General features: G+C 69.5%; 15 protein-coding genes and 1 tRNA gene. 6 read left to right on the forward strand and 10 right to left on the reverse strand.

The features are described 5' to 3' along the window. Positions 1-49 precede the first annotated feature (49 nt). The 3 genes from lspA to IE209_RS10720 form a co-directional block, all read right to left on the reverse strand. On the reverse strand, positions 50-541 hold the full coding sequence (gene lspA, locus IE209_RS10710) for a signal peptidase II (RefSeq protein WP_189686952.1): 492 nt from the start codon (positions 539-541) through the stop codon (positions 50-52). After that, positions 541-3,366, reverse strand: coding sequence for an isoleucine--tRNA ligase (ileS, locus tag IE209_RS10715; protein ID WP_189686953.1), 2,826 nt, complete (start codon positions 3,364-3,366; stop codon positions 541-543). Before ileS ends, lspA begins: the two co-directional genes overlap by 1 nt. 104 nt (positions 3,367-3,470) lie before the next feature. Next, positions 3,471-4,514, reverse strand: coding sequence for a bifunctional riboflavin kinase/FAD synthetase (locus IE209_RS10720; RefSeq protein ID WP_189686954.1), 1,044 nt, complete (start codon positions 4,512-4,514; stop codon positions 3,471-3,473). Between the two features lie 175 nt (positions 4,515-4,689). On the opposite strand from IE209_RS10720, the gene IE209_RS10725 reads away from it, so the two are divergent. Continuing rightward, positions 4,690-5,247, forward strand: a complete 558-nt coding sequence (locus IE209_RS10725; protein ID WP_145546274.1) for an HNH endonuclease — start codon at positions 4,690-4,692, stop codon at positions 5,245-5,247. A 46-nt stretch (positions 5,248-5,293) separates the two neighbouring features. Here the strand turns inward: IE209_RS10725 and IE209_RS10730 are convergent, their stop codons facing one another. Both IE209_RS10730 and IE209_RS10735 read right to left on the reverse strand, forming a co-directional pair. After that, a complete protein-coding gene (locus tag IE209_RS10730; RefSeq protein ID WP_189686955.1) occupies positions 5,294-6,409 on the reverse strand; it encodes an acyl-CoA dehydrogenase family protein in 1,116 nt (371 codons plus the stop codon). A 13-nt stretch (positions 6,410-6,422) separates the two neighbouring features. Next, complete coding sequence (locus IE209_RS10735; RefSeq protein WP_189686956.1) at positions 6,423-7,601, reverse strand: acyl-CoA dehydrogenase family protein; 1,179 nt, start codon at positions 7,599-7,601, stop codon at positions 6,423-6,425. 109 nt (positions 7,602-7,710) lie between these two features. Here IE209_RS10735 and purN point away from each other — a divergent pair, with 109 nt between their 5' ends. The 5 genes from purN (at position 7,711) to IE209_RS10760 (ending at position 12,450) form a co-directional block, all read left to right on the forward strand. Then, entirely contained in the window at positions 7,711-8,304 is a 594-nt protein-coding gene (purN, locus tag IE209_RS10740; RefSeq protein WP_189687143.1) for a phosphoribosylglycinamide formyltransferase, read from the forward strand. Between the two features lie 13 nt (positions 8,305-8,317). Beyond that, positions 8,318-9,586, forward strand: a complete 1,269-nt coding sequence (locus IE209_RS10745) for an RsmB/NOP family class I SAM-dependent RNA methyltransferase (RefSeq protein WP_189686957.1) — start codon at positions 8,318-8,320, stop codon at positions 9,584-9,586. A gap of 123 nt (positions 9,587-9,709) precedes the next feature. After that, positions 9,710-10,924 carry a DesA family fatty acid desaturase gene (locus IE209_RS10750; RefSeq protein WP_189686958.1) on the forward strand — a complete coding sequence of 405 codons (1,215 nt, stop codon included), beginning with the start codon at positions 9,710-9,712 and terminating at the stop codon, positions 10,922-10,924. Positions 10,925-11,097: 173 nt separating this feature from the next. Beyond that, positions 11,098-11,502 carry a hypothetical protein gene (locus tag IE209_RS10755; RefSeq protein ID WP_189686959.1) on the forward strand — a complete coding sequence of 135 codons (405 nt, stop codon included), beginning with the start codon at positions 11,098-11,100 and terminating at the stop codon, positions 11,500-11,502. 6 nt (positions 11,503-11,508) lie between these two features. After that, positions 11,509-12,450, forward strand: a complete 942-nt coding sequence (locus IE209_RS10760) for a M14 family metallopeptidase (protein WP_189686960.1) — start codon at positions 11,509-11,511, stop codon at positions 12,448-12,450. A 4-nt stretch (positions 12,451-12,454) separates the two neighbouring features. Here IE209_RS10760 and IE209_RS10765 read toward each other — a convergent pair whose 3' ends face one another. From IE209_RS10765 to IE209_RS10785, 5 genes are all read right to left on the reverse strand, one after another. Continuing rightward, positions 12,455-13,267: a transglutaminase-like domain-containing protein gene (locus IE209_RS10765; RefSeq protein WP_189686961.1), complete on the reverse strand. Its 813-nt coding sequence runs from the start codon at positions 13,265-13,267 to the stop codon at positions 12,455-12,457. A 115-nt stretch (positions 13,268-13,382) separates the two neighbouring features. Continuing rightward, positions 13,383-14,669, reverse strand: a complete 1,287-nt coding sequence (locus IE209_RS10770) for a lytic murein transglycosylase (RefSeq protein WP_189686962.1) — start codon at positions 14,667-14,669, stop codon at positions 13,383-13,385. Positions 14,670-14,685: 16 nt separating this feature from the next. After that, positions 14,686-14,773 (reverse strand) — tRNA-Ser (locus tag IE209_RS10775). 17 nt (positions 14,774-14,790) lie between these two features. After that, complete coding sequence (gene ureG, locus IE209_RS10780; protein ID WP_189686963.1) at positions 14,791-15,453, reverse strand: urease accessory protein UreG; 663 nt, start codon at positions 15,451-15,453, stop codon at positions 14,791-14,793. Between the two features lie 14 nt (positions 15,454-15,467). After that, a complete protein-coding gene (locus IE209_RS10785; RefSeq protein WP_189687144.1) occupies positions 15,468-16,136 on the reverse strand; it encodes an urease accessory protein UreF in 669 nt (222 codons plus the stop codon). Between the last annotated feature and the right edge of the window lies 1 nt (position 16,137).

Below are 16,137 nucleotides of genomic sequence, written 5' to 3' on the forward strand. Positions count from 1 at the left end.
ACGACTATACGCCTGCACGGGCTGTGGCCCGCCGGCCACAGCCAGCGTTTCAGCGGCCGCGCCGCATGCGCCGCAGTTCGTCCAGGATCAGCAGCACGGCACCGACCGTGATGCCGCTGTCGGCGATGTTGAAGGCCGGGAAATGCCAGCCGGCCCAGTGGAAGTCCAGGAAGTCGACCACGTAGCCGTGCTGCAGCCGGTCGACCACGTTGCCGATGGCGCCACCCAGGATCAGCGTCAGCGCCAACGAGAACAGGCGCTGGCCCGCATGCGCGCGCAGCAGCCAGACGATGAACACCGCCGCGCCCACGCCGATGGCCGTGAAGAACCAGCGCTGCCAGCCCGAGGCCCCGGCCAGGAACGAGAAGGCCGCGCCCGGGTTGTGCGCCCGCACGATGTTGAAGAAGCTGGTGACGACGGTGGCGTCGCCGTGCTGGTAGTGGTCCAGGATCCACTGCTTGGTCCACTGGTCGGCCACGAAGACCGCGGCCGCCAGCAGCAGCCAGGGCCACCAGCGCGCGCGGGCGGTGCCGGGGCCCATCAGGCGAAGGTCCGGGTTTCGCCGGCGCCGAACAGGTTGCTCGTGCAGCGGCCGCACAGCGTCGGGTGGGCTGCGTCGCTGCCCACGTCGGCGCGGTAGTGCCAGCAGCGCTCGCACTTGGTGTCCGAAGACGGTGTGACCTGCACCGCGAGTTCGGCGCCCGGCTGCAGCGCGGCCTTGGACGTGATCAGCACGAAGCGCAGGTCCTCGCCCAGTGCGGCCAGCACGGCATGGTCGTCGGCCGCGGCCGACAGCACCACGTTGGCCTGCAGCGAGGAGCCCACGGCACCCGTGGTGCGCACGGCCTCGATCTCCTTGTTGACCAGGTCGCGCACCGCGCGGATGCGCGACCACTTGGCCAGCAGCGCCTCGTCCGGCTGGGGCAGGGCGCTGTAGGTTTGCGTGAAGATGGATTCCGAGTCGCCGACCAGCTTCCAGGCCTCCTCGGCCGTGAAGGACAGGAACGGCGCCATCCAGCGCAGCATGGCCTGGGTGATCTGCCACAGCGCGGTCTGCGCGCTGCGGCGCGCCAGCGAGCCGGCGGCCGTGGTGTACAGGCGGTCCTTGAGGATGTCGAGGTAGAACGCGCCCAGGTCTTCCGAGCAGTAGACCTGCAGCTTGGCCACGACCGGATGGAATTCATACACCTGGTAGTGGGCGAGGATCTCGGCCTGGAACTGCGCGGCGCGCGCGAGGGCGTAGCGGTCGATCTCCAGCAACTGCTCGGCCGGCACGGCGTGCTGGGCCGGGTCGAAGTCGCTGGTGTTGGCCAGCAGGAAGCGCAGCGTGTTGCGGATGCGGCGATAGGCGTCGACCACGCGCGCGAGGATCTTGTCGTCGCCCGCGATGTCGCCAGAGTAGTCGCTGGCCGCCACCCACAGGCGGATGATCTCGGCGCCCAGCTTCTTGTTGACCTCCTGCGGGTCGATGCCGTTGCCCAGCGACTTGCTCATCTTGCGGCCCTGGCTGTCCACCGTGAAGCCGTGCGTGAGCAGGCCGCGGTAGGGCGCGCGGTCCTGGATCGCGCAGGACAGCAGCAGCGAGCTGTGGAACCAGCCGCGGTGCTGGTCGTGGCCTTCCAGGTACAGGTCCGCCTCGGGGCCTTGTTCGTGGAAGCCCGGCGCATGTGTGCCGCGCAGCACATGCCAGAAGGTCGAGCCCGAGTCGAACCAGACTTCCAGGATGTCGGTGCTCTTGGTGTATTGCGCGGCGTCGGCGCCCAGGATCTCCTCGGCCGTCACGCGGCTCCAGGCCTCGATGCCGCCCTTCTCGACGATGTCGGCGGCCTGGTCCAGGATCTCCATGGTGCGCGGGTGCAGTTCGCCCGAGTCCCTGTGCAGGAAGAACGGGATCGGCACGCCCCAGCTGCGCTGGCGCGAGATGCACCAGTCGGGCCGGTTGGCGATCATGTCGTGCAGCCGCGCCTTGCCGTTCTCGGGGTAGAAGCCGGTCTGCTCGATCGCGGCCAGCGCGGTCTGGCGCAGCGTGCGCGGCGCCTTGTCCTTGGTGAACACGCCTTCGCCCTCGTCCATGCGGATGAACCACTGGGCGGCGGCGCGGTAAATGACCGGCGTCTTGTGGCGCCAGCAGTGCGGGTAGCTGTGGCTGATGGTCTCGGTGGCCATCAGGCGGCCTGCGGCCTTGAGCGCGTCCAGGATGACGGGCACGGCCTTCCAGATGTGCAGGCCGCCGAACAGCGGGAAGTCGTCGGCATAGGTGCCGTTGCCCTGCACGGGGTTCAGGATGTCCTCGTTGCGCACGCCGTGGGCGGTGCAGGAGTTGTAGTCCTCCAGGCCGTAGGCGGGGGCCGAGTGCACGATGCCGGTGCCGTCGTCGGCCGTGGCGTAGTCGGCCAGGTACACGGGCGCAAGGCGCCGGTAGCCCGCATCCACGTCGTAGAGCGGGTGCTCGAATTCCAGGCCGCCCAGCTTTTCGCCCTTGAGGGTCGCCAGCACCTGGCCTTGCAGGCCGTAGCGCGCCATGCATTTGTCGACCAGCGAGGCGGCCAGCACCAGCAGGCCGCGCTCGGTGTCGACCAGCGCGTACTCGAGTTCGGGGTTCAGATTCAGCGCCTGGTTGGCCGGGATGGTCCAGGCCGTGGTGGTCCAGATCACCACGAAGGCGTCCTTGCTCAGAGACGGCAGGCCGAAGGCCGCCGCCAGCGCGGCCGGGTCGTGCGCCTTGAAGGCCACGTCCAGCGTGTCGCTCTTCTTGTCGGCGTACTCGATCTCGAACTCCGCGAGCGATGAGCCGCAGTCGAAGCACCAGTACACGGGCTTGAGGCCCCGGTAGACGAAGCCGCGCTCGATCACGCGCTTGAACGCGCGCAGCTCGCCAGCCTCGTTGGCGAAGTCCATGGTCTTGTAGGGATGGTCCCATTCGCCCAGCACGCCCAGGCGCTGGAAGTCGGCCATCTGCTGGGCGATCTGCTCGGTGGCGAAGGCGCGGCTCTTGGCCTGCATGTCGTCGCGGCTGAGCTTGCGGCCGAACTTCTTCTCGATGGCGTTCTCGATCGGCAGGCCATGGCAGTCCCAGCCGGGCACGTACAGCGCGTCGAAGCCTTCGAGCTGGCGCGCCTTGACGATCATGTCCTTCAAGATCTTGTTGACTGCGTGGCCCATGTGGATCTGGCCGTTGGCATAGGGCGGGCCGTCGTGCAGGATGAACTTGGGGCGGCCCACGCGCGCGGCGCGCAACCGCTTGTACAGGCCTTGCTCGTTCCAGTCCTTGACCCAGCCGGGCTCGCGCTTGGGCAGGTCGCCGCGCATGGGGAACGGCGTGTCGGGCAGGTTCAGGGTGCTGCGGTAGTCGGTGGTGTCGGTCATGGTGCGGACAGGGGCGTCGCCGGCGACGGCGCCGTGGAACGGGGAGGGGATACGCGGCCCGGCGGAGGGCCGGGAACACGCGCGAGCGCGGGAAAGCCGGGCGGCTAAATTCGGTCGCGCGTGGTCTGCCGGCGCGTCTGCGCATGGCCGGCCGCCAGCCAGGCGCGGGCTTCGTCGCAGTCCCTGTTGATGCCGGTTTTCAGGGCATCCAGGCTGTCGTACTTCAGCTCGTCGTGCAGTTTGTGCAGCAGTTCCACGCGCACGATCTTACCGTAGCCCCCCTCGGGGCCCAGGCTGGCCGGCCAGTCCAGGCAGTGCGTTTCCAGCAGCACGCGGCCACCGTTGACGTCGTTCGGGTCCAGCGAAGGGCGCACGCCGAGGTTGGCCACGCCGGCCAACGGCTGCTCCACCAGGCCATGGACCTCGACCACGAAGATGCCCGAGGCAGCCGGCTTCCAGTGCGAAAACCGCATGTTGATGGTGCGAAAGCCCAGTTCGCGGCCGAGCCGGCGGCCGCGCACGACATGGCCGCTGATGCTGTAGGGCCGGCCCAGCAGGCGGGCCGCGTCGTCCATGCGGCCCTGGCCCAGCGCCTCGCGCACGGCCGAGCTCGACACGCGCACGCTGCGCCGGCCGCCTTCGGCGCTGGCGTCGGGCAGTGAGACCTCGTAGCTGTTCATGCGCGCCACCTCGAAGCCCATGGCTTCGCCGGCGGCGGCCAGCATGGCGTAGTCGCCCGCGCGCTTGGCGCCGAAGCGGAAGTCGTCGCCCACCAGCACGTAGCGCACGTTCAGGCCGGCAACCAGCACGTCCTGGATGAAGCCCTCGGGACTCTGGCGCGCCAGTTCGGCACGAAAGGGCAGCACGATGGTCTGGTCCACGCCGCAGCGGGCCAGCTCGGTCAGCTTGTCGCGCAGCGTGCCGATGCGGGCCGGGGCAATCTCCGGCCGGCCCGTGGCCTGGGCGAAGTAGTCGCGCGGGTGCGGCTCGAAGCTCATCACGCAGCTGGGGACACCGCGGTGCTGCGCCTCGTTGCGCAACAGCGCCAGCATGGCCTGGTGGCCGCGGTGCACGCCGTCGAAGTTGCCGATGGTCAGCGCGCACGCCGGTGCGATGCCCCGGTAGTGGAAGCCGCGGAAGATCTTCATGGTGTCGTTATCTTTTCCATAGCGCCGAAGGCAGATGCCCCGGTGGCGCCCGTCATATGGAGGCCGGGCGAACCCTGTATATTGTGACGCGGCGCATCATGGACAAGTGGTGCGCGCAGCCTGGATGTTTGCGATTGCAGTGTCCGTGCGCATGCACGTTAGCTGGAGGCGTCATTTGAAGGTCTTGAAGCTGTCGGGGCAGGGCCTGCCCCAATCCTGGATCTCGCTGGAGCAGGCGGTCCTGCACTACGCCGCCGACGAGGTGCGCTGGGAGTCCGGCGCCGAGGTCGCGGTGTTCCGCGGCGGCCACAACGCGGTCACCGGCCTGCAATCGAAGATCGCCGTCAGCAGCATCATCGGCACCAAGGGCGTGCCGGGGGTGAACCCGTTCCGCGCGCGCCCGGCCCTGACCAACAGCAAGCTGTTCGCGCGCGACCGCAACATCTGCGCCTACTGCGGCCAGCATTTCCACGAGGACGTGCTCACGCGCGAGCACATCGTGCCGTTGGCGCAGAAGGGCAGCGACCACTGGATGAACGTGGTGACCGCCTGCCGCAGCTGCAACCACCGCAAGAGCGCGCGCACGCCCGAGCAGGCGCGCATGCCGCTGCTGTACGCGCCCTATGTGCCCAGCCTGTGGGAGGACTTCATCCTGCGCAACCGCCGCATCCTGGCGGACCAGATGGAGTTCCTGATGGCGCATGTGCCCAGATCGTCCCGGCTGCTGATATGAAAAAGCCCCGCGTTGCGGGGCTTCTTCTTGGTGGCGCACGCCCGATTCAGGCGAACACGCCGGCCTTGTCCTGCATGCGGGCCGAGATCTCGCCGAGGTGGTGCAAGGTGTCGCCGAACTGCATCTCCATCTGCGTGAGGCGCTTGAAGTAGTGGCTGCCCACGTACTCGTCGGTCACGCCGATGCCGCCGTGCAGCTGCACCGAGTTCTGGCCCACGAAGCGCATGGACTGACCCAACTGGTACTTGGCGCGCGCCATGGCGCGGCGACGCTCGTCCGCCGGGGCATTGAGCTTGAGCGTGGCGTAGTAGCTCATGGAGCGGGCCAGCTCCTGCTGCATCTTCATGTCGGCCATGCGGTGGCGCAGGGCCTGGAAGCTGCTGATCACCACACCGAACTGCTTGCGCGTGTTCATGTATTCGGCCGTGATCTCCATGGTCTTGTCGATGGTGCCCACGGCTTCGGCGCACAGGGCGGCGATGCCGATGTCCACGCCATGCTCCAGTGCGGCCAGGCCATCGGCCGTGACCAGCGCAGCGGCAGCCTCCTGGAACACGACCTCGGCGGCGCGCGAGCCATCCTGCGTGGTGTAGCCCCGCGCCGCGACGCCGGAGGCGGCGCGCTCCACCAGGAACAGCGCCATCTTGCCGTCGATGGTGGCTGGCACGAGGAAGGCGTCGGCCTGGTCGCCTGCGGGAACCACGCTCTTGTGTCCGCTGAGGGACCAGCCGTCGCCCGTCTTCTTGGCATGCGCAGCGCAGACGTCCAGGCGGTAGCGCGCAGCGCGCTCCTGGTGGGCCAGCACCACGAGGGCCTCGCCCGCGGCGATGCGCGGCAGCCAGGCGCCCTGCAGCGCGGCATCGGCGTAGCCCGACAGCAGGCCGCTGGCGATCAGCGTCTGGCCCAGCGGCTCGAGCACGATGCCGCGGCCCAGTTCTTCCAGGGCCACCATGGCGTCGACCGGGCCCATGCCCATGCCGCCATGTTCCTCGGCCACGTACAGCCCGGTCAGGCCCAGGCCGGCCAGTTCACCATAGGCCTCGCGCGAGAAGCCGCCGGCCTTGACCAGGCCGCGGCGGTGTTCGAAGCCGTAGCCCTTGTCGACCCACTTGCGCACGGCGTCGCGCAGCTGTTCCTGGTCGTCGCTGAAGTTGAAGTCCATTCGCGTCTCCTGCTCAACCCAGCACGGTCTGGGCGACGATGTTGCGCTGCACCTCGTTCGATCCGCCGTAGATCGTGGTCTTGCGCATGTTGAAGTAGGTGGCGGCCAGCGGCGCGCAGTGCGCAGCGCCCACGTAGTCGCCCTGCCAGCCGGCTTCCATGGCCTCCTTGATGAAGGGCAGGCTGTAGGGGCCGGCGGCCAGCATCATGAGTTCGCTGTAGCGCTGCTGGATCTCGCTGCCCTTGATCTTGAGCAGGCCTGCCACGTCGAGCGGGTTCTTGCCCGATTTCTCGGCCGACAGCACGCGCAGCACCATCATTTCGAGCGCCACCACGTCCACTTCCAACCTGGCGATCTCGTCGCGGAAACGCAGGTCGTCGTAGACGCCTTCGGCCTTGGCGATGCGCTTCAGGCGCTCCAGTTCGCGCTTGGCGCGGTTCACGTCGGCGATGTTGGTGCGCTCGTGGCTCAACAGGTGCTTGGCATAGGTCCAGCCCTTGTTCTCCTCGCCGATCAGGTTCTCCGCGGGCACCTCGACGTTGTCGAAGAACACCTCGTTCACCTCATGGCCGCCGTCCAGCATGATGATGGGGCGCACCGTGATGCCGGGGCTCTTCATGTCGATCAAGAGGAAGCTGATGCCGGTCTGCGGCTTGCCTTCGGTGCTGGTGCGCACCAGGCAGAAGATCCACTCACCGTACTGGCCCAGCGTGGTCCAGGTCTTCTGACCATTGACGATGTACTTGTCGCCCTTGCGCTCGGCACGGGTTTTGAGCGAGGCCAGGTCCGAGCCCGAGCCCGGTTCGCTGTAGCCCTGGCTCCACCAGACTTCGCCGCTGGCGATGCCGGGCAGGAAGCGCTTGTGCTGCTCGGGTGATCCGAAGGCCATGATGACGGGTGCCACCATGACCGGGCCGAACGGCACGATGCGCGGCGCGCCGGCCAGTGCGCATTCTTCTTCGAACAAATGCTTCTGCACGGCGGACCAGCCCGGGCCACCGAACTGCTTGGGCCAGCCATAGCCCAGCCAGCCCTTGCTGCCCAGGATCTTGGCCCAGCGCTGCATGTCGTCACGCGTCTGGTGCAGCGCGTTGTGTACCTTGTAGGCGATGTCCTGGGGCAGGTTGGCGCGCACCCAGTCGCGCACCTCCTCCCGGAACTGTTGCTCTTCGGCCGTGAAAGCCAAATCCATGGTGGTCTCCTGTGGGTCGTCGCAAGCCGTCCCGCGACGGCCCGCAGCTTTGTAGCACGACCGTGCACTTTGGGCTGTCACCTGCGTGTGGGGATAATCCCGCGCCTTGATGAAGAACCTCGTGATCCTGATTTCCGGCGGCGGCTCCAACATGGAAGCCATCGTGCGCACCGCGCAGCAGCGCGACTGGGCCGGCCGCCTGCACGCCCGCGTGGCCGCCGTGCTGAGCAACCGTCCCGACTGTGCGGGCCTGGCCAGGGCCCAGGCCCTGGGCGTGCCGACCGCGGCCATCGACCACCGCGCCTTCGCCCAGGCCGCCGACCCGCGCGCCGCCTTCGACGCCGCGCTGGCCGATGCCATTGACCGGCATGCGCCCGATCTCGTGGTGCTGGCCGGCTTCATGCGCATCCTGACGCCCGGCTTCGTGCGCCGCTACGCCGGCCTGCTGGTCAACATCCACCCCTCGCTGCTGCCGGCGTTCCCGGGCCTGCACACGCACCGGCGCGCCATCGAGGCCGGCTGCCGCGTGGCCGGCGCCACCGTGCACCGCGTGACCGAGGAGCTGGACCACGGCCCCATCCTCGACCAGGTCGTGGTGCCCGTGCTGCCCGGCGACGACGAGGCCACGCTGTCGGCGCGTGTGCTTACGCAGGAGCACCGCATGTACCCGCGCGCGATCGAGCGCCTGCTGGCGGCCGGCTGAGGACAATCGCCCCATGCATCCCAATGCCGTCCTCGACGCCTGCGCCGACCTCGTGCGCGAGGCGCTGGCCTTCGCCCATCCCGCCGACGCCGTGGCGGCGCGCTTCTTCCGCGCCCACCGTGGCCTGGGGCCGCGCGAGCGCGCCACGCTCACCGATACCTTGTACGCCGTGCTGCGCCGCAAGCTGCAGTACGAGCATTTCGCGCCTTCGGGGTCGGGGCCGCGTGAGCGGCGCCTGGCCATCCTGGGCTTCGGCGGGCCGCGCGACTTCCTGTTTTCCGCGCTGACACCGCAGGAGAAGGAGTGGGTGCAGCGCTGCGAGGCCGTGGCCCCGGCCGACCTGCTGGATCGGCACCGCCACAACCTGCCCGAATGGCTGGCACAGCCGTTGCATGCACAGCTGGGCGAGCAGTTCTGGCCGCTGGCCGACAGCCTGCTGGGCCAGGCACCGCTGGACCTGCGCGTGAACCAGCTCGGCGCAAAGCGCAGCGAGGTGCAGCAGGAACTCCAGGCTGCCGCCATCGTGGCCGCTCCGACGCCGCATTCGCCCTGGGGCCTGCGCGTGCAGGGCAAGCCTGCGCTGAACCGCGTCGACGCGTTCACGCGCGGCGCCGTCGAGGTGCAGGACGAAGGCTCGCAACTGCTGGCCTTGCTGCTGGACGCCCGCCGCGGCGAGATGGTGACGGACTTTTGCGCCGGTGCCGGGGGTAAGACACTGGCCATCGGTGCAGGCATGCGCAACACAGGCCGGCTCTACGCCTTCGACACCTCGGCCCACCGGCTGGAGGCGCTCAAGCCGCGCCTGGGCCGCAGCGGCCTGTCCAACGTGCACCCGGTCGCCATCGGCCACGAGCGCGACGAACGCATCAAGCGCCTGGCCGGCAAGATGGACCGCGTGCTCGTCGATGCGCCCTGCAGCGGCACGGGCACGCTGCGCCGCCATCCCGACCTCAAATGGCGCCAGAACCAGGCCGCTGTCGATGGCTTGGCCGCGATCCAGCTGGCCGTGCTGCAGAGCGCGGCGCGGCTGCTCAAGCCCGGTGGCCGCCTGGTCTACGCCACCTGCAGCCTGCTCACACAGGAGAACGAAGACATCGCCGCGGCCTTCTCGGCGGCGCAGCCGGGCTTCATGGCGCTGCCCGTCGCGGCCGAACTTGCCCGCCTCAAGGTGGGCGGCGCCGACACGCTGTGCGCCGGCGAGGAGGGCCGCTTCCTGCGCCTGTGGCCGCACCGGCATGGGACGGACGGCTTCTTCGCCGCCGTCTGGGAAAGACAGGGCTGACCCAAGGTTGTTTCTGCGCTATAGGCCAAAAGGCGGTCACGTCCTACAATCGCTGGTTTTCGCTGCTGCACCATCTGTGCTATGCGCGCGTATGCGAAAAACGGAGAAGGGGCTGATCTAGATATGTTGCTACCCGATTGGGCTGTGCTGAACGCTGCCGTGGACTGGCTTGCCAATGGTCTGTGGAATCTGTCCTGGTGGCAGATCGTGTTGTATGCACTGTTCACAACGCACATCACGATCGCCAGCGTGACCATCTACCTGCACCGCCACCAGGCGCACCGGGCGATGGATCTGCATTGGCTGCCCGCACACTTCTTCCGCTTCTGGCTGTGGCTGGGCACCGGCCAGGTCACCAAGGAATGGGTGGCCGTGCACCGCAAGCACCACGCCAAGTGCGAAACCGCCGACGACCCGCACAGCCCCCACGCACACGGCATCGAAACCGTGTTCTGGAAGGGCGCGGAGCTGTACCGTGCGGAGACCGCCAAGCAGGAAACCATCGACAAGTTCAGCCTGGGCTGCCCCAACGACTGGATCGAGCGCAACCTGTATTCGCGCTACAGCTGGCAGGGCGTGGGCCTCATGCTCATCCTGAACCTCGCGCTGTTCGGCGCGGCCGGTCTGGTCGTCTGGGCCGTGCAGATGGCCTGGATCCCGTTCTGGGCTGCCGGCGTCGTCAACGGCATCGGCCACTACTGGGGCTACCGCAACTTCGAGGCGCCGGACGCGAGCACCAACATCTCGCCCTGGGGCATCATCATCGGCGGCGAGGAGTTGCACAACAACCACCACACCTACCCGACTTCGGCCAAGTTCTCGGTCAAGCCCTACGAGTTCGACGTGGGCTGGATGTACATCAGCATGATGCAGCGCCTGGGCCTGGCCAAGGTGAAGAAGACGCCGCCGCGCCTGCAACTGGGCCAGATCAAGCCGGTGGCCGACGAGAAGACGCTCGAGGCCCTGATCGCCCACCGCTACGAAGTCATGGCCGGCTTCGCGCGCGACCTCAAGCGCACCTGCCAGCAGGAAATCGCTGTGCTCAAGGCCAAGCAGGCCGACGCCTCGGTGCTGGTGGCCGCGCGCCGCTGGCTGCACCGTGACGACGAGCGCGTGCCCGCATCGGCCCAGCCCAAGATCGCCGAGGCCCGTGCCGCGCACCCGGTGCTGGACAAGATGGTCACCATGCGCGAGGAGCTGCGCCAAATGTGGCTGTCGACCTCGCTGTCGCGCGAGCAACTGACGGCCAATCTGAAGGACTGGTGCCACCGCGCCGAGAGCAGCGGCATCCAGGCCCTGCAGGACTTCTCGGTCCGCCTGCGCTCCGTGCACATCTGAGCCGGACCGCTTCAGGACACCCCGCCGAGTGCGGGGTTTTTTGTTTCTGGCGGTGCCTCTGTCAGCCGCGTGACCGCGTACGCTGTCAGAGGGTTTCCATTTGTGTCGGCGCCTGACGGACTGGCACCCCAGCGCCTCCATACTGCAGCATCAGGACAGTGAAGGAGCACGACATGCGCAGACAGAACATTCGATGGTGCGGCGGCCTGGCGCTGTGCCTGGCGGTGCTGGCGGCTCTGCCTGTTGACGCCCAGCCGACGGCGGCGCAGGCGGCCGCCGCAGCCGGTGGCGGCAGCAGCAACTCGGCCAATGGCGGCACCGGGGGCGTGGGACTGGGCGGCGCCGGCCCGGGCGTGGCGGCGCGTCCCGGCATGGCCGGTGGCGCGGGCAGTCCCGACACGGCCCAGCCCCCGGGCAACGGGGCGCTGGTCGGCCCGCGCGCGCAGCGCCAGAGCCGCGAGCTGATGGCCGAACATCCGGAGCGCGTCGACCGCGCGCCCGGCAACACGGGCCAGCGCGCGCTGATGCTGGACCAGTCGCGCCGGCCGGCCACCGCCGCTTCTGCGGTGAAGAACTGAAGGCGCATGGACGAGGCGCTGCGGCTCCATGCATTCGCCTCGCCACAGCCCGGCGCGCGGCTGGTGGTGCTCGGCGGGGTGCACGGCGACGAGACCTGCGGCACCGTGGCCATCGAGCGCGTGCGCGCCGATCTGGAATCCGGCCGGCTGGCCTTGCGGCGCGGCGAGCTGACCCTGGTGCCGGTGGCCAATCCGCTGGCGCGCCGGCGCCAGCGCCGCGAGGGTGAGCGCAATCTGAACCGTTCATTCCAGCCCGATCCGCGACCCGCCGACTACGAGGCGCGCATCACGAACCGGCTGTGCCCTGTGCTGGCCCGCCACGATGTGCTGCTGGACCTGCACTCCTTCCACACCGACGGAACGCCATTCGCCATGATCGGCCCGCGCGACAACAGCGGGCCGCTGGAGCCGTTCCACCGGGCCCGCGAGGAAGGCCTTCTCGCGCTGCACCTCGGCACGGACTGCGTGGTCGAAGCCTGGCTGGAGGTCTACGCCGCCCGGCTGGCCCGGCGCGGCGAGGCCGGCGATGCACGGGCCCTGGCCTTCGGCTGGGGCACCAACGAATACATGCGCAGCCAGGGCGGCTACGCGGTCACGCTGGAATGCGGCCAGCACCGGGACCCGCAGGCGCCCGAGGTGGCCTACCGCGCGATCCTGGCCAGCCTCGCGCTGCTGGACATGGCGGGCGAGCCGCCGCCGCCACGTCGGCCGCCCCGGCTGCTGCGCCTGGTCGATGTGGTCGACCGCGAAGCCGAAGGCGACCGTCTGCTGCGCGACTGGGCCAGCTTCGATGCAGTCCAGCGCGGCCAGCCCATCGGCCTGCGCGCCGATGGGCAAGCGGTCGCGGCGCCGTGCGACGGCGTCATCGTGTTCCCGAACCCGCAGGCCTTGCCGGGCACCGAGTGGTTCTATCTGGCCGTCGACAGCGACCGGGAACTGCGCGCATAGCGCTTCAGGCCGGTTCCGTCACCACCTCGAAGCGCAGCAGCTGGTGGTCGCCGAACACCATGGTGATCGGCACGTCGGCCGCATCGCGGCCACGCGCCAGCAGAACGCGCCCGATCCGTGGCTGGTTGTGGCGCGCGTCGAAGGTATGCCACTGCCCGCCCAGGTAGGCCTCGAACCAGGCGCTGAAGTCCATCGGGTAGGGCACGGGCGGAACGCCGATGTCGCCCAGGTAGCCCGTGGCGTAACGGGCCGGGATGTTCATGCTGCGGCACAGCGCGATGGCCAGGTGGGCGAAGTCGCGGCACACGCCCACGCGCTCGCGCCAGGCCTCGAGCGCGGTGCGGGTCGGCCGCGCACAGCCGTAGTCGAAGCGCAGGTGCTGGTGCACGTAGTCGCAGATCGCCTGCACGCGCGCCCAGCCGGGCTGCAGGCCGGCAAAGCGGCTCCAGGCGAAGGCCAGCAGTTCGCCATCGAAATCGCAGTAGCGGCTGGGCAACAGGAACTGCAGGGTCTGGACGGGCAGTTCGTCCACCGCATGTTCCCAGGCCTCCCAATGCACCGGGTCGGGCAGCCCGCTGTCGCGCACCACGGCCTGGTTGCGCAACCGCACCGTGTCGGTGCCGGCGGCGATGCGCACGCGCGCACACGCGTTGCCGAAGGCGTCCTCGTAGAAGTCCGTGGGCAAGGGCGGGCTCAGCGTGGTGTCCTCGGGCGCCAGCAGATCGCCGACGCGCGAGGGGTGCAACTGGAGCAGGTAGACCAATGCGGTCGGTGCGCTGACGCGCAGCGCGATGTCATAGCCGATGCGGATCAGCATGGCGGTGGGCGGCGGCGCCGCGCGGTGGTGTGGGCATGCGGCCCATGCTAGGGCCGGGCCCCGCTGCCATCCGCTTGGCTTCGCCCCGTTCGCACGTAGGCGCAGAACGCGCTGTTCAGCGCTGCAGCAGCCGCTCGAGCAGGTCCTGCGTGGGAAAGCCGTCGGCGGCCAGGCCCACACTGCGCTGCCAGCGCCGGATGGCACCGCGCGTGGCGGGTCCCAGCACGCCGTCGATGCCGCCGGGGTCGAAGCCCTGGGACTGCAGCGCCTGCTGCAGCGTCTGCAAGGCATTGCGCGAGAGCGGTTGGAGGTCGCGCGGCCAGGCGGCCTGGACCGCGGGGCCGCCCGCGAGGCGCTGGGCCAGCAGACCCACACCCAGCGCGTAGCTGGTCGCGTTGTTGTAGCGCAGGATGGCGCGGAAGTTCGGCCCGACCAGGAACACCGGCCCACGCGCGCCGGCCGGCAGCAGCAGGCTCGCGTCGGGCAGCGCGGGCAGGGCCGTGCCATCCATGGCGCGCACGCCTTCGGCGGCCCACTGGGTGCTGGACTGGCGCAGCGCGTCGTCGGCCCGGCCCAGGTCGAAGCCGGGCGGCAACTGCACCTCCAGGCCCCAGGGCTGGCCCCGCTGCCAGCCTTCGCGCGCCAGGAAATGCGCGGTCGAGGCCGTCACGTCGGCCATGCTGCCCCAGATGTCGCGCCGGCCGTCGCCGTCGGCATCCACTGCGTAGGCCAGGAAGTTGGAGGGCAGGAACTGGGTCTGGCCCATGGCACCGGCCCAGGAGCCCAGCATGCGTTCGCGCGGGATGTCGCCGTTCTGCAGGATGCGCAGCGCCGCCATGAGCTGGCCGCGCGCCCAGGCGGCGCGCCGGCCCTCGAAGCCCAAGGTGGCCAGTGCATCGATGGTGGGCGTGTCGCCGTAGTTGCTGCCGTAGTTGCTCTCCATGCCCCAGATCGCCACGACGATCTCGGCCGGCACGCCGTAGCGCGCCGCGGCGGCATCGGCAACGGCGCGCACCTCGAGCAGCTTGTCCTGTCCGCGTGCCACGCGCGTGGGCGAGACCGCGGTGTCCAGATAGTCCCAGACCGTGCGCGTGAACTCGGGCTGGGCGCGGTCGAGGGCGATGACCTGGTCCAGGTGCTGGACGCCATCGAAGGCCGCATGCAGCGTGGCGTCCGTGATGCCGGCGGCGCGGGCCTCGGCGCGGAAGCGGTCCACCCATTGGGCGAAGTCCTGGCTCCGCGCTGGCGCGGGCACGGCGGCAGGCGCTGCGGTGGCAGGCGGCGCCGCCGGTGTCGCTGCCGGGGGCGCGGACGGAGCAGGGGCTGGTGGCGTCGCGCACGCCGTCATGACCAGGGCCGCCAACAGCGGTGCGAGGGTGCGGTGGCGGTACGTCAGGGGCATGGGCGCGGGTCGGGTCTGGCGGAAGCTGTGAGATTCGAACTCACGGATGGTTTCCCATCGCCGGTTTTCAAGACCGGTGCAATCGACCACTCTGCCAAGCTTCCGAGGCCGCGGATTCTACTCAGGCGGTCTGCAGCATCCCGCGTTGCTCGATGAAGCGCACCACCTCGGCCAGCCCGTCGCGGGTCTTGAGGTTGGTCATCACGAAGGGCTTGAGTTCGCCGCGCGCGTTGGTGCGCATGCGGCGCGTGTCGGCCTCCATGACCCCGAGGTCGGCGCCCACGTGCGGCGCCAGGTCGGTCTTGTTGATCACGAACAGGTCGCTCTTGGTGATGCCGGGGCCGCCCTTGCGCGGGATCTTCTCGCCGGCCGCCACGTCGATCACGTAGATCGTGAGGTCGGACAGCTCGGGGCTGAAGGTGGCGGCCAGGTTGTCGCCGCCGCTTTCCACGAACACCACGTCGGCATCGGGAAAGTCTTCCAGCATGCGGTCGATGGCTTCCAGGTTGATGGACGCGTCCTCGCGGATGGCCGTGTGCGGGCAGCCGCCCGTCTCCACGCCCATGATGCGCTCGGCCGGCAGCGCGCCGCTGACGGTCAGCAGGCGCTGGTCTTCCTTGGTGTAGATGTCGTTGGTGATGGCGACCAGGTCGTACTGCGTGCGCATCTGCTTGCAGAGCATCTCCAGCAAGGTGGTCTTGCCCGAGCCGACCGGGCCGCCGATGCCCACGCGCAGCGGCGGCAGTTTCTTAGTGCGGTGGGCGATGTGGTGCAGGGCGGTCATGGTCGAAGGCTTCTTCAGGAACGGAACAGTCGGGAGTATTGGGTTTCGTGCTGGGCCGACAGAATGGCCAGCATGGGCGAGAAGGCCTGGCGCGCGTCTTCCGGCGTAGCCAGGGCCTGCTCGACGGCCGCAGGAATCGCCTGCGCCAGCCGCTGCAGCATGCGCTGGCCCGCGCTCTGGCCCAGCGGCACGGCCTTGACGGCCGCGGCCACCATGTTCTCGGCCCAGCCGAAGGCGAAGGCCAGGCAGGCCTCGCGCGGCGCCGCGCCGGCGCGCGCAGCGGCGAATGCGAAGGCGATGGGATAGCAGGGCGTGAGTCCGGCGAAGGCGGTCGCGGCGTCGCCGTGCTGCAGCTTGAGCCACTCCAGCATGGAGCGGCCCATCTGCTCGGTCTGCAGCACGAGCTCGGCCGATTCACGCGTGCAGCGCAGCCAGGCGTCGAGCTCCTGCACGCGGCCAAGGTCGCCAGCCTGCCAGGCCGCGACGGCCTCGGCCACCACGGCCAGGTCGCTGCGCGCCTGGCTCAGCTGTAGCTGCGCGAGCAGCCAGTCGCCGGCGGGCTGCTCGCCGTTGGCGAGCTGGGCGTCGACGGCCGCTTCGAGTGCCTCGGAGTAGCTGAAGCCGCCCACCGGAAGCGCGGGCGAGGCCAGCCAGATCAGCCCCAGCAAGGTGGGGGAGGAGATG

Source organism: Pseudorhodoferax aquiterrae (assembly GCF_014652235.1).
GTDB lineage: Bacteria > Pseudomonadota > Gammaproteobacteria > Burkholderiales > Burkholderiaceae_C > Pseudorhodoferax > Pseudorhodoferax aquiterrae.